This is a genomic window from Mariprofundus ferrooxydans PV-1, assembly GCF_000153765.1.
Lineage (GTDB): Bacteria > Pseudomonadota > Zetaproteobacteria > Mariprofundales > Mariprofundaceae > Mariprofundus > Mariprofundus ferrooxydans.
This window is the reverse complement of sequence record NZ_DS022295.1, coordinates 812935-825556: the sequence shown is the minus strand read 5'-3', so window position 1 is coordinate 825556 and position 12622 is coordinate 812935. Positions and strand designations below refer to the sequence as shown.

The following is a 12622-nucleotide window of genomic DNA, read 5'->3' as shown; positions in this document are numbered from 1 at the left end:
TAGTTGGAAAAGGAGCATGAATAATGCGTGTGCGGCGTCTGACGATAGAGAATTTTCGTGGGGTTAGATCTGGGCAGGTCGATTTTCGTGGCCACACGCTATTGGTTGGCGGGAACAACATTGGCAAATCGACTGTCTGTGAGGCGCTTGATCTCGTGCTTGGACCGGAACGTTTATTCCGCAGACCCGTAATTGACGAGCATGACTTTTACAAGGGGAAGTATCTATCTGCGGATAATAAGCCAGTAGAGATCATCATTCGAGCACTGTTAACCGACCTTTCTGAGGAAGCGGAGAGGCGTTTTCATCGTCACTTGCGGCGCTGGAACGACATTGACGGTCAGTTTGTCGATGAATCCGGCGACGGTCCGGAAGCGGCAGATGCTGAAGGTACGGTTTGGGCGCTGCCTGTTGTCTTCATTGGTCGCTACGAGGCTGATGAGGATGATTTTATCGGTAACACTTTCTTCGATCATCCGGTCGATGAGATGGATGAGGAAGAGCCGGCTGAGCAGCAACTTGGCGGCGGTCGCAAGATATTTGGGCGGGAGCAAAAACGGCTATGCGGCTTTATTTTCCTCCGCACCTTGCGAACGGGCTCACGCGCATTGAGCCTGCAACGCGGCTCGTTGCTCGATACAGTCCTTCGTTTAGATGGATCTGGTCTCACAGAGATGTGGGAGAAAACACTGGCGGGATTGCGTGGTCTTGATCCAGCTATCGGAGAGATCGAGCAGCTCAAGACGATCCGGGATGAAATTCGGAAGCGGTTGGCACGTTTCGTAAATTTATCGGAAGACGATGACGCGACCGGGTTCTTTGCGTCCGATCTGACTCGAGACCATTTACGAGACGTAGTCCGTCTGTTTCTTGCCGCCCAGCCAGCCCCGCATCAAGTACCATTTCAGAAGTTGGGGACAGGTTCGATCAACCTGCTTGTGTTCGCGCTTCTGACGTTTATCGCGGACCTGAAAGGTAATCGCTCCGTGATATTCGCCATGGAGGAGCCCGAAATTGCGTTGCCACCCCACACGCAGCGGAGGGTGATCCGTTTTATCCTTTCAGAAATGGGGCAGGCGATTGTTACCTCTCACTCACCTTACATCATTGAGCAGTTTGAGCCGACCCAAATCGTCGTCCTCGACCGAAATAGCGATGCGGTGTTGTCGAGTCGAACCGTCGAGTTGGGTGACATCAAGCTAAAGAAATACCGCCGAGAGCGGCGTCAGATGGCCGAGGCCATTCTGAGTCGCGCTGTTATTGTTGTCGAAGGCGCGACAGAGGCAGCCCTGTTCCCTGTTGCTTCGGAAGTGATGGAGTCCGCTCTTGGAGAGGAGTATGAGCATCTTGATCTAGCTGGCGTGACGGTTTTCAATGCCGGCAGCGATAAGGAAGTGCCAATATTTGGGCCATTCTTTAAGGCGTTGGGTAAACCTGCGTTTGCCTTCTACGACAAACAAGATGTAGCGCCAGATGCGGCGACCGCCGCGAAGCTGGCCGATTACACCCAAGTTTGGGAGTCCCCTGAGAAGGGGATCGAGTCCGTGCTCGTAAGTGAGATGCCAGTCGCGACGATGCGTCGGTTTCTTAACTCCGTGAAAGACCGAGACGACTACCCGGCTGATAAGAGAATTATTGACGATAACATGAGCGATGCCGATGTAGAAGCACTTACCAAAGCAGTGCTGAAGATAAGAAAAGGCGATAACCAGCCTTACGCGGCGCTTCTGATCAGTGAATGCGAAAATGAAACGGAGCTTCCTGTCACCATTAGAACGATTCTGGAGTCGGTTCATGCTACACTTCAATCCCTTGTAATGGACACAGAATCAGAAGATGAACCAAACCAGGGTAATGAGGCGGCAGCTACCGACATATCTGAGGCCGAAGCATTAGAGCCTACTGTACCTGACTCACGGGAAGGCGATGAGGGTTAGAGGTATCGATCAAGCTGGACGAAAAACGACGGGCCATTCTCAACGCCGAGGGTCACATTCTTGTTCTGGGCGGCCCCGGTGCGGGGAAAACAACCATCGCGCTGCTAAAGGCCAAAACCCTGTTTCCAACGCTGTTGCCGGGTCAGAAGCTTCTGTTTCTTAGTTTTTCCCGAGCAGCCGTTCGTCAGGTGCTCAAAGGCTGCCAAGAGATTCTCACGGCGGAAGAGCGGCGCGCCATAGAAGTCAGAACCTATCACGCATTCTGTATGGAGTTTCTGGAGAGCCACGGCAAATTGCTCTCCGGCAAAGCTGTATCGATAATGTATCCTACCCAGGAGCGACTTGAGAAGGCTAAGTTCGATGGCGACTGGAAGGAAGAACGAGCACGACTAGCGAACGACGAAGCACGATATTGCTTTGATCTTTTTGCTTCCGGCGTTGCGGAATTGCTGGAACGTTCCACGGCTTTGAAGGAGCTTCTGGCTAATTGTTATCCAACTGTCATCGTTGATGAGTTCCAGGATACGGACGATGAGCAATGGCGTATCGTGAAGGCTCTAGCGTCTGTTACGAGAGTATTTTGCCTGGCTGACCGGGATCAACGCATATTCGACTATCGGGACGATATCGACCCGCGGCGGATCGAGAGCCTCTGTGATGCGGTGGCACCGCAAACTTTTGATCTAGGAGGAGAAAACCATCGAAGCCCGCGCGGTGGGATATTGGGATTCGCTGATGCCGTTCTGAGAAACATATCTCCACTTCCAGAGGTTAATGACGTCAAAGTTGTATACTACAGATCGAACAGGTTTCCAGCGACTGTTCATGCAGCAGTGATATGGACCTTGAGCAAACTTCGCAAGGAAGGTATAGAAGATCCCTGTGTGGCGATCTTGGCACGCAGCAATCGCCTTGTCGCCCAGATATCTGGAATACTGAGCGAGACAAATGAATATAACGGGACGCAGTTGTCGCCGATTGACCATAGCGTAGTCTGGGATGCTGAGCTTTCTGCTGCTGCAGGGGCTGTCGTTGCCTCGATTATGGAATGGTCGAATGAAAGCGCAGAAGCTCCTGTTGCGGTTACGTTGGAAGCAATCGCTCATTTTTATGAGTTGAAGAACGCAACGTCACCGTCAAAGGATGCTTTCGAAAAGGTCAGAAAATTCCGTGCGGATGGCGAGAAAGTACGCAAATCGGAGAATCCGCGCATAAACGCTGCAAAAGGTCTGCTTGCCGCCTTTGATGAAGGCGTTGAGTTTATCGGCGATCCGTTGGTCGATTGGCGGACGGCGAGAAGTCTGCTGAATGACATTCGTCCGCTGAATGAGCTGTATCGCGAAGCTCGGATGGTGCGGCTGTTTCGAGCTACCGATACGTTAGGTGCAGGACTTGCAGAGTTGTGGTTGGAGACCGGGCATTACCAAGGGGCAGCTTCACTGGTTACCGACACGCTCGAATATGAGCGTCTGATCGCGGCCGATCAAGAACCTATAGGCTGCGTATTGATGTCCATGCACAAATCAAAGGGCAAGGAATTCGATGGGGTTGTGATCGTTGAAGGTCCTTATTCCGGTTTCTTCTTTGATATGACCCGAGAGCAGCCGCCGTTTGAAAGGAGTCGCCGCTTGCTTCGCGTTGCAATCACAAGGGCGAGAACGCATGTGACCATTGTTCGCTCAGACGGCGCTCGTGCTCTCGTTGACTAGTAGTATCTGGAGCCAGTTTGAGGAGAGCCTTCTCATCCTCCAAGTATACATCCCACCACCGCTGTTCCATAGCGGTTATTTTTCTTGCGGTTATTTTTCTTGCCAGCGTCGTAATCGATAGTGGATGGCGGTTCTGGTAATGCGCATGCGCTTGTAGCGGCGCAGCCACAGGCGGATGTCCTCCAGTGACGCTCCCTTGCGCCTCAGTTCTTCAATCTCGGCGCGATAGCGGTCCAGGCGGCTGGCCCGGTAGGACTTGCGCCGGGCCCGCTTTCTCGTGCGCCGTATCTCCTGCAACTCGGACTGCAAATCCATGTCGACCTCCCGGGAAACCCGGAGAAGACTAGGATCGGTGGCGGCCGGCGTCGGCAAACCACTGTCAAACGTCGGCCGGTTTTTTGCGGGAATCGTTGTTCAACGGAAGTTGTCAAGCGTGTTGCGCCCATCCCCGCGCTAGTGCTGGCAAAAGCGAGCGCAGCGAGAGCCTTGCACTAGCGCGGGGATGCCTCGTCGGTTGCTGAACAGCGTGGCTTTGCACTCACCCCGTGCAGGCGGGGGGCCGGGGGGACCCGCCTGCACGGACTCCCCGATGTCGGGGTCGGGGGTAGATGTGAACGAGGCCCGATTGAACGGGGGAGCAGTCCCGGCGACCGGAAAGTGAAATCGAGCCGGAGCAGGCATCGGCTGGCGAATCCGTGGAGCCAGACGCAGCGCCCATGGTTTGCCGGGGGAAAAGTCGACCGCGAGGGAGACTTGCCGGATAGGCAATGGGCGCGCCTGCGGGGACTTTGAAACTTGAGCCTGCTTGTCCATCAGGGTCGTCCAAGCCGGTTCTCCGTGGCATCGTCACGGGAAGACATGGCGTCGGGGCCGTCCACATGAGGAAATGCAGGGATAGGCCATATTTACCCTGCCCGATTGTGGGCGGGGCTGTGGGCGAACCAGGCGCAGCCCGGGAGTGTGGGCAAGCAGGCGCCGCCAACGCGCCGGCTGGCAACGGATGTATGGTCTGCAATGCACTGACTTCAGGCGCTCCTTCAGCCACCGAATCCCTACAAACCCTGTGGAAGATTTCCGCAGGTTTCCTGACAGGCGGGACGTATCCGGTCTATAACCGCGCCATTATTTGCGCCCGCTTCGGGATTCGGTTACGGCTGAATCCGGTGCAATCTCCGCTACGGTGGAACTGAAGCAACTTCAAATCGTCTGATGGCATTTCCAAATCGCAAATCCCGGCCACGGCCGGTTTCCCTGCACATTTCAATTCCCAAAGGGATGACACGCATCCCTTCGGGGCGGTTGTCATGTCCCTTTGGCATTCAAAGGAGTACGACATGCTGCAACTGCGCCTGTTTCCAATCTACGTCTTGCTGAGCCAGGTGATCGCCCTGGCCGTGGTGTTCGGCCTCTGAATATACGGCAGACATCACGCATCGGCAGGCCCAATCCAAACATGCGCCGATCTTCGGATGTTCAATCCGGGATCCGGCGCGCCCGGTTCGCGAAGGGAAAAATTCCATCGCGGAAATTCAAGAACGAAAAGGAGCATTCAAATGAACCAGAATCAGGTCATCATCGAAGGCAACATTGCCAACATCAAGGTCAACGATGAGGGAACGTTCGCGTCCTTCAGCCTGGCCTACAACCGGAGCTACAGGGACGAAGGTGACGAGGTGACCCAGGAGACGCACTGGTTCCGGGTGGTCGGCTTCACGCATACCGCAGGGTATATCAGCCGCAACCTGGTCCAGGGTGACAAGGTCCTGGTCTTCGGACACCTGAACACCAGCCAGTTCAAGGGTGATGAGGGCGATGTCAGGCTGACCCAGATCGTGGCGGATTCCATCCGCATTCTTTACAGGAAGGGTGAGCAGTCCAATCAAGGGGCGACGAAAACCCAGGCCGCCTGATATTCAACCGGAAAAGGGTGTCTTTCGGACACCCTTTTCGTTCATGGCCGGTTCAGTCTGAACCGGCAACAACCCCGAGGGGGAAGCGATTCCCCTGCGGGGCGCTTCCCCCTTTTTATTTCAAAAGGAGGAAGCCATGAAAAACATCTACGAGGATGTGACCAACCGCATCATCGCGGAACTTGAAAAGGGATGCGCGCCGTGGGTCAAGCCATGGTCCGCATCAAACGGCGTGCCGATGAACGCCGTAAGCCAGCGACCCTACAGCGGCGTAAATGTCCTGCTGTTGTGGCTGGCGATGGAAAAGAACGGCTATCAGTTCAGCCGCTGGCTGACGTTCAAGCAGGCCAAGGGCGCCGGTCTCTCCATTCGCAAGGGGGAGAAAGGCGTCCGCGTGGTTTTCGTGAAGACGGTCGAGCGCAGGACGGATGACGATGATGAGGAAAACATATCCGATATCATCCATATCATGCGCTCCTTCGTCGTGTTCAATATCGAGCAATGCGAAGGTGACGAGGCCGTGTTGAAGAAGCTGCACCACCCCGGACTGGACAAGCCTCGGTGGGATGGAGGCGACCAGTACGAGTTGGCGTGGCATATCTTCACAAGCAGCGGGGCGAAAAAGGTTTTCGGGCCGAGGGCCTGCTACATGCCGAAGGAAGACGGGATCGTGATGCCGCCCTTGCGCGCGTTCACGGACAAGACGGGGGAGGAAGGCCGCGATGCCTACTTTGCCACCCTGTTCCACGAGCTGACGCACTGGACCGGCCATGAGTCACGGCTGAACCGCGATCTATCCGGTCGCTTTGGCGACGCCAGCTACGCGGCGGAAGAACTGGTCGCGGAACTGGGCTCGGCCTTCCTTTGCGCTCATGCCGGCATTGCCGGGCAATTGCAGCACGCGTCGTATATCGACAGCTGGCTGGAACTGCTTAAGTCGGATTCCCGCGCCATTTTCACGGCGGCGTCCAGAGCGCAACAGGCTTGCGACTTTCTGCTCTCCATGCGGGAAGAACAAAAGCAGGCAGCGTAATTCAAAACCAGGCCCCCGTTTCCGGGGGCCTTTTTTCAGGCGTTTTGGGCTGAATCGGCATTCAGAACTGGTATCGCATTCGCGTTTCTCTTGATCTGGATTTGACTCTTCTTAAGGCTTAGGTTACTTGCCCATGTCAAATTGGATGCGGATAGAGGAGCGCGTATAAGATGATCATGCCACCCCCCCCCCCAACATTTCTGATCGAGTATGTCAAGGATTTGTTCATGAGGGTGGCGTTACAATTGCTCGCTGTGATCGTCAGTGCGGAAGTGAGCATTATGCTCCTGTTTTCCTGGTTGGGCATCGACGATGTATTGTCTCCTCTCCCGCTCGCAATCGCTGACGCCTTTCTGCTTTCCGCTGTTATCGCCTTTCCCCTTTATTACTGGTTTATCCGTCCGTTAAAGTCCACCATAAGAACATCGCAGGCGAAACTCGGCATGCTGGCCAGCGCCGTCGAGAATGCCGGAGATGGTATTATCATCACCAGACGCGATGGCGCCATTGAATATGTGAATCAGGCGTTCCGGGAAATGTCCGGCTATAGCGACGATGAACTCATCGGCAAACAGGTGGCCTCAATCGAAGATTATATGGCAACCACGGAGTGGAAGGAGCAGTTTCTGCGTTCGATTCGGCATTTTGGCGTCTGGAAGGGGGAGCAATGGGAAAAAAGAAGGAACGGAGAGAAATATCTGGCCGAAATCACCGTCACGCCCATCGATCTGACTTCATCAGAAAAAATCACCCATTTTGTGACCATTAAACAGGACAACACGAAACGCCATGAACTGGAAAGTCAGTTGCGCCATGCGCAGAAAATGGAAGCGGTTGGCACCCTTGTAGGCGGGATCGCACATGACTTCAACAACATGCTGAGCGGTCTGACGGGGCAGCTTTATCTGGCAAAGGGCAAAATCAAGGATAATGAAGAGGTCTATGAGCGCTTGACCAAAATGGAGGCGCTGACTTTTCGTGCCGCAGACATGGTGAACCAGTTGCTGACGTTTGCGAGAAAGGGTGCCGTCAATAAAACCAGCCTGGTTATCAACAGTTTCATCAAGGAGGCATCCAAGCTCGCGCAGGTCGGACTTCCCGAGAATATCGAGTTTCATTGCGACATAACCGATGAACGCATGGTCGCTTACGCGGATGCCACCCAATTGCAACAGGTCATGATGAACCTGATCAACAATGCCCGGGATGCCGTGGACGGCAGGGAACATCCAGTCATCCAGGTCACACTTGATGGCGCAACCCCTGAGCATCCATCCTTGAGCCAGTTCAAGCCCACGGAATCCAGATACGCTGAATTGTGTGTCATGGATAATGGTTGCGGCATCAGGAAAGAACACCTCTCCAGAATCATGGAGCCGTTCTTCACCACGAAAGAACAGGGCAAGGGGACCGGACTTGGTTTGGCCATGGTCCATGGTGTGGTGCAGTCTCATCACGGGTTTGTAGCTGTGGAAAGTGAAGAAGGAGGCGGCACGGCCTTCAGGTTTTTTCTTCCCCTGGTGGAAGCTGCTTCCGATGAAACAGGCGAGATGGAGGTTATCCATCAAGGTCATGGCGAATTTGTTTTGTTGGTGGATGATGACGTGATTGTCCGGGAAACCGGGAGAGAAGTGCTTGAACAGCTCGGATACAACGTTTTTGTGGCAGAAGACGGAGACAGGGCGGTTCGTCTGTGCCGCGAATACGCGAACCATATTTCGGCTGTCATCATGGATGTTGTCATGCCTCATGTTCAAGGTGGGGAGGCAGCAATTCAAATCAAGAAAATCTGCCCCGGTCTTCCGATTGTCCTGGCGACCGGTTATGACCAGAGCCACGTTGTCGACGAAAGTGTTTTATCCGTTATTGAAGGCATCATTTCCAAGCCATATAGCCCCGAACGATTGAGCTCTGTTTTGCACGAACTGCTGAGAGGAAATGTCACATGACAAAAAACATGTCAGAGGCGAACGTAGTCAAATTATTGCATGACAACCTGACGGGGCTGCCTTCGAGGTTGCTGTTGCACGACATGATTGAGTTGGAATTGGCGCATGCAAGACGAAACGGCACCCAGGTTTCGCTATTTCATCTCGATCCCTTTCCCATGTCAGATATTGATCATCTGTTTGGCTACAAAATTGGCGATGAGGTGCTGAAGCAGATTGCAAAGCGCCTTGTGGCCAGCGTCCGGGAATCCGATACAGTCGTCCGAATGGACGCAGATGAATTCGCGGTCTTGATGCCAACGGTTGGCGACGACGAAGCATCAATAGTCATTGAGAAAGTGACAAACGCACTGGAAGCCCCCATCGAGGTCGGCGAGCTTTGTATCAATATTGGTGTCATGATTGGAGTCGCATCGTATCCAACCCACTGTAATAATGCGGAGGAGTTGATCAGAGGGGCTCTGAAAGCGGTCAAGCAGGCAAAGGCAGAGCATATTCCGGTTGTGTATCATGACGGAGTTGCGGATCGCTCCGCATCATTTCATATGGAGGTATTTGGGCGTTTACGGCACGCGGTTCGCAATGGTGAGCTCACACTGAACTATCAGCCAAAAGTAGATTTACAATCAGGGGAAATCCGAAGTGTTGAGGCGTTATTGCGCTGGCCTGATTCCGGCATTACCCCTGATGTGTTTATCCCCATTGCAGAAAAAACCGGCTTAATCTGTGAAATCACTCGTTGGGTAGTTACAGAAGTTGCTCGTCAAATGCTTGAATGGCGACATCAGGGCATCCAGGTAAAAGTGGCAATAAATATTTCAACACGTGATCTGCTGGATAAATCAATCGCGGCTTTCATTGTAGACGCTTTTGATTCCCGAAAAGTCGACAAGAGCCAGGTTATCATAGAAGTGACGGAAAGCGCCGTGATGAAACACGCAACACTGGCCATTGAGAGGTTAAGCTTTCTTCGCGATCAGGGCTTTGGTGTGGCGATTGATGATTTTGGTACTGGTTATTCCTCGATGGCGTATTTGAGTGATTTACCCGCGACCGAGCTAAAAATTGATCGCAGGTTCATTGGCGAAATTCTGAAAAGCAAACGCGACAAAAAACTTGTTAAAGCAATGATCGCGCTTGCTCATGAGTTCGATTTACTCGTCGTAGCTGAAGGTGTGGAGCATCAGCAACAGGCGGATCTACTGAAAACATTTGGCTGTGAAATGATCCAGGGATATTTGTTTAGCCAACCTGTAGAGGCAGACAGACTGGCCTATCTATTACGTTAGGGTCCCAATGAGTATCTGGGATCAACCTAGCCACGCATTACTGGTTGTTATTCTCGTCATGCTGTCCTAAAGTATCGGCACTTACTATCAAAGGCCAAGGTTATGGGACGAACAAAAAGTGGTCAGACAGCTACAGAACGAATTCTATCGCTACTTAAAGAGCGCGGTATGATTCGCCCTCGTGATCTTGATGCGTACAACATTCCACGCCGTTATCTGAGTCGCCTTTATGAACGTGGAATCCTCCTTCGCTCTTCTCGGGGCATATATATGGCGGCCAATGCAGAGCTTTCAGAGAAACAGACTGTCGTAGAGGTCTGCAAGCGGATTCCCAAGGGTACGGTATGTTTGCTTTCTGCACTGGCCATGCATGAGCTGACGACACAGGCACCCTTTGAAGTCTGGCTGGCGATTGATCGGAAAGATTGGCTGCCACAGGTAAAAGATCTTCCGATCCGGATCGTACGGTTCTCAGGAGACGCCCTTAAGAGCGGCATCGAACATCGCGTGATCGATGGAGTTTCCATTCCTGTTTATAATCCTGCAAAGACGGTTGCCGACTGTTTCAAATACAGAAACAAGATCGGCCTGGATGTGGCCATCGAGGCTCTGAAGGATGGCTGGAAGGCAAGGAAATTCACAATGGACGAAATTCAGAAGTATGCTGTCATTTGCCGCGTTCAGAATGTCATGCGGCCATACCTTGAGACGCTCATCGCATGAGCGGCAAAGGCACAAATACGGCAGCCTCAATTCGGCAACGACTGCTGAATATCTCGCGTGAGCAGAAGGTCAATTTCAACCGTATTCTGACCGACTATGGCTTACAGCGACTACTGTATCGATTGTCCGTCTCCCGGTATCGGGATGAATTCGTTCTGAAAGGTGCGATGCTTTTCTCGTACTGGAGTGGTGATGCATTCAGGGCTACGAAAGACGCTGATTTCCTCAAGTCCGGAGAAGCATCGATGGATTACCTCAGAGAAGTGTTTACCAATCTATGCAATCAGTCTGTAGAACCGGATGACGGGCTGATATTTGATCCTGCGTCCGTGAGCGCAGAAGAGATCAGAGAAGAAGATGCCTATGGTGGCATTCGGATCACGATGACAGCAAAGCTATCAGGTGCCCGTATCTCGATTCAGGCGGACATAGGTATCGGCGACGTGATTACGCCAGCGGCACAGGAAATCGAGTATCCGGTTCTTCTCGACATGCCAGCACCAAAGCTGAAAGCCTATCCGGTCGAGACCGTCATCGCGGAGAAGTTTGAGGCCATGGTTCACCTGGGGTTTGCCAATAGCAGGATGAAAGATTTCTATGACATTTGGGCATTATCGAAGTTCATGAAACCGGATTGCGACACGCTGGCCATGGCGATAGCCAATACATTCAGGAGGCGTGGCACTGCGCTTCCATCAGATACGCCGGTCGCTCTGACCGGTGAGTTTTCAAGGGATGATATGAAGCAGAAGCAATGGGCTGCATTTATAAGACGTGCCGCTGTTGGAAACAGTGCAAAAGCGACGCTACATGAAACAGTCGAAGAAATCAGGCCTATGTTGATGAGTATGGTGGACATTGCGAGAAATGGTAATGGATGATGAATTCCAACTGGTTAGGTCGCCACTGTGCGAGGAGAGCACTAGCGATGGAGAGACTGCCAAGGTCGAGATATATCGTGGTGCAGATGATAAGAGCTGAAATGGAATCAGGAGACGCAGCAGGTCAGATGGCTCGGTTACATGCTGACTCCAACCTGTCGCCATATTGCTTGCCTGCCATTGCCCCCTGAAAAGTAGTACGGGGGTAGTTTAAGAGGGGGCGATAGAAACCCTCACCGTTTCCCGGAAGGTTTTATGCCAACCATCGATGCATGACCAAGACTTGCCGCCATGCGATGGATTCTGCCTCTTATTCTTGGAACAGCCCTGATCTCGGGATGCGCTACGGATACTCCATATCCGCAACAAAACAAGGCGGATGCATCCTCAAAGCCCGTGGCGGTCTATGGCATCGCGCAGGAAACGGCGAACGGAAAAGAGCGCTTCGTCTGGTGCGGTGCTTGCCCATCCCTGACACCCAAGACCGCGGAGACTGGCGAATCACCGCATAAGGAGCCCACCCCACCCAGGAAGGCAAACGCAGTAGTAAAGCAGTGGAAGCCCGCTGCCATTATTCATTTCGATTTCAACAGCGCGACAATCAAGCCCAACGAGAAGACAAAACTAGCAGGCCTGTTCAAGGACATCGGCCGGAACACCACGATCATCCTTCGCGGTTACACCGACGCGGCAGGAGGCATGGCGTACAACCAGCACCTGGCATGGCGAAGGGCCCAGGCTGTGCGCCGCTGGCTGTCCGAGCACCTGGAGCGCCAACCTGGATATGAAATCCGCGCATTCGGCAAGTGCTGCTATGCGCGGCAACCCGGACTCCGTCCTGAAAACAGGCGAGTGGAAATCTACATCAGAAAGGAGAGTAAACGATGAAACAGATGCAAAAAATGCTGCCCATGATGGGCATGATGGCGGTCATGCTGATTGTGACCACGACAGAGGCCTACGCCGGCACCACAGGTCTGGTCTTCCAGACTGCTTACAATACGCTGGTTGGATGGGTGCAAGGCTACGGTGGCAAGATCTTCGCGGTGCTTAGCTTTTTCATTGGATTGGGCGTGGCCGCATGGACCAAGAGCCTGCTGCCGCCGCTGCTCGGCATCGGCATTGCGTTTTTGGTCGCCTACGGCGTGGCGATTATCCAGGGCGTGGCCACGGCGACGATCTGATTCCATG

The 12622-nt window shown here is 53.2% G+C and carries 11 protein-coding genes; 10 read left to right on the top strand and 1 reads right to left on the bottom strand.

Annotated elements, in window-relative coordinates:
* Window positions 1-23 precede the first annotated feature (23 nt).
* Together SPV1_RS10830 and SPV1_RS10825 are read left to right on the top strand one after the other, a co-directional pair.
* Complete coding sequence (locus SPV1_RS10830) at window positions 24-1937, top strand: ATP-dependent nuclease (protein WP_009851242.1); 1914 nt, start codon at window positions 24-26, stop codon at window positions 1935-1937.
* 8 nt (window positions 1938-1945) lie between these two features.
* Window positions 1946-3646, top strand: a complete 1701-nt coding sequence (locus SPV1_RS10825) for a UvrD-helicase domain-containing protein (RefSeq protein ID WP_040881844.1) — start codon at window positions 1946-1948, stop codon at window positions 3644-3646.
* 90 nt (window positions 3647-3736) lie between these two features.
* On the opposite strand, the gene SPV1_RS10820 is transcribed toward SPV1_RS10825, so the two are convergent.
* Entirely contained in the window at window positions 3737-3961 is a 225-nt protein-coding gene (locus tag SPV1_RS10820; RefSeq protein ID WP_009851240.1) for a hypothetical protein, read from the bottom strand.
* A 1238-nt stretch (window positions 3962-5199) separates the two neighbouring features.
* On the opposite strand from SPV1_RS10820, the gene SPV1_RS10815 reads away from it, so the two are divergent.
* The 8 genes from SPV1_RS10815 (at window position 5200) to traA (ending at window position 12615) form a co-directional block, all read left to right on the top strand.
* Window positions 5200-5556 (top strand): single-stranded DNA-binding protein, encoded by a 357-nt coding sequence (locus SPV1_RS10815; RefSeq protein ID WP_009851238.1) that lies wholly within the window; start codon window positions 5200-5202, stop codon window positions 5554-5556.
* 136 nt (window positions 5557-5692) lie between these two features.
* Window positions 5693-6589 (top strand): ArdC family protein, encoded by an 897-nt coding sequence (locus tag SPV1_RS10810; RefSeq protein ID WP_009851237.1) that lies wholly within the window; start codon window positions 5693-5695, stop codon window positions 6587-6589.
* 170 nt (window positions 6590-6759) lie between these two features.
* Window positions 6760-8538 carry a hybrid sensor histidine kinase/response regulator gene (locus tag SPV1_RS10805; protein WP_009851236.1) on the top strand — a complete coding sequence of 593 codons (1779 nt, stop codon included), beginning with the start codon at window positions 6760-6762 and terminating at the stop codon, window positions 8536-8538.
* Window positions 8535-9827, top strand: coding sequence for a putative bifunctional diguanylate cyclase/phosphodiesterase (locus tag SPV1_RS10800; protein ID WP_009851235.1), 1293 nt, complete (start codon window positions 8535-8537; stop codon window positions 9825-9827). The genes SPV1_RS10805 and SPV1_RS10800 overlap by 4 nt, the downstream gene beginning before the upstream one ends.
* A 102-nt stretch (window positions 9828-9929) precedes the next feature.
* The gene (locus tag SPV1_RS10795; protein ID WP_040881841.1) at window positions 9930-10550 is read left to right on the top strand and encodes a type IV toxin-antitoxin system AbiEi family antitoxin domain-containing protein; all 621 of its coding nucleotides are present in this window, start codon (window positions 9930-9932) and stop codon (window positions 10548-10550) included.
* On the top strand, window positions 10547-11431 hold the full coding sequence (locus tag SPV1_RS10790; protein ID WP_009851233.1) for a nucleotidyl transferase AbiEii/AbiGii toxin family protein: 885 nt from the start codon (window positions 10547-10549) through the stop codon (window positions 11429-11431). The genes SPV1_RS10795 and SPV1_RS10790 overlap by 4 nt, the downstream gene beginning before the upstream one ends.
* A 291-nt stretch (window positions 11432-11722) precedes the next feature.
* Window positions 11723-12319 carry an OmpA family protein gene (locus tag SPV1_RS13990; protein ID WP_009851231.1) on the top strand — a complete coding sequence of 199 codons (597 nt, stop codon included), beginning with the start codon at window positions 11723-11725 and terminating at the stop codon, window positions 12317-12319.
* Complete coding sequence (gene traA, locus SPV1_RS10780; RefSeq protein WP_009851230.1) at window positions 12316-12615, top strand: TraA family conjugative transfer protein; 300 nt, start codon at window positions 12316-12318, stop codon at window positions 12613-12615. Before SPV1_RS13990 ends, traA begins: the two co-directional genes overlap by 4 nt.
* The last annotated feature ends 7 nt before the right edge of the window (window positions 12616-12622 follow it).

Excerpts from the sequence above, each read along its gene's own strand:
- SPV1_RS10810 (WP_009851237.1), top strand. The coding sequence starts at position 5,693 with ATGAAAAACATCTACGAGGATGTGACCAACCGCATCATCGCGGAACTT.
- SPV1_RS10820 (WP_009851240.1), bottom strand. The coding sequence starts at position 3,961 with ATGGATTTGCAGTCCGAGTTGCAGGAGATACGGCGCACGAGAAAGCGG.
- SPV1_RS10805 (WP_009851236.1), top strand. The coding sequence starts at position 6,760 with ATGATCATGCCACCCCCCCCCCCAACATTTCTGATCGAGTATGTCAAG.
- SPV1_RS10795 (WP_040881841.1), top strand. The coding sequence starts at position 9,930 with ATGGGACGAACAAAAAGTGGTCAGACAGCTACAGAACGAATTCTATCG.
- traA (WP_009851230.1), top strand. The coding sequence starts at position 12,316 with ATGAAACAGATGCAAAAAATGCTGCCCATGATGGGCATGATGGCGGTC.
- SPV1_RS10830 (WP_009851242.1), top strand. The coding sequence starts at position 24 with ATGCGTGTGCGGCGTCTGACGATAGAGAATTTTCGTGGGGTTAGATCT.
- SPV1_RS10800 (WP_009851235.1), top strand. The coding sequence starts at position 8,535 with ATGACAAAAAACATGTCAGAGGCGAACGTAGTCAAATTATTGCATGAC.
- SPV1_RS10815 (WP_009851238.1), top strand. The coding sequence starts at position 5,200 with ATGAACCAGAATCAGGTCATCATCGAAGGCAACATTGCCAACATCAAG.
- SPV1_RS10790 (WP_009851233.1), top strand. The coding sequence starts at position 10,547 with ATGAGCGGCAAAGGCACAAATACGGCAGCCTCAATTCGGCAACGACTG.
- SPV1_RS13990 (WP_009851231.1), top strand. The coding sequence starts at position 11,723 with ATGCGATGGATTCTGCCTCTTATTCTTGGAACAGCCCTGATCTCGGGA.